Origin of the sequence: Pseudomonas sp. BJa5, assembly GCF_030272875.2 — a bacterium.
Classification (GTDB): Bacteria; Pseudomonadota; Gammaproteobacteria; order Pseudomonadales; family Pseudomonadaceae; genus Aquipseudomonas.
Window position 1 is genome coordinate 1 of record NZ_JALRNG020000103.1, and the last position, 332, is coordinate 332.

Consider the following 332-nt stretch of genomic DNA (forward strand, 5'->3'; position numbering starts at 1 on the left):
AACTGGCGCACCTGGGCATCGGCAATTCCACCGTCGGCCTGGGGATTCCCACCGGCTCTTCCGTTAACCTCGACGGCTTCTCGATCTACCTGACCGTGGGCGTCGTCTTTATCGCCAGTGCCACCGGCACGCCCCTGGCCATGACCGACCTGGTGACCATCCTGCTGGTGTCGCTGATGACCTCCAAAGGTGCCCACGGCATCCCCGGTTCGGCGCTGGTGATCCTCGCCGCCACCCTCACCGACATTCCCGCGATCCCGGTGGTCGGCCTGTTGCTGGTGCTGGCAGTGGACTGGTTCATGGGCATCGGCCGCGCCCTGACCAACCTGATC

At 65.4% G+C, this 332-nt stretch carries 1 protein-coding gene; it reads left to right on the top strand.

Annotated features, from left to right (window positions below; genetic code table 11):
- On the top strand, positions 1 to 332 hold a 332-nt coding region (locus M2D63_RS25600; RefSeq protein WP_285865874.1), incomplete at both ends, for a cation:dicarboxylate symporter family transporter.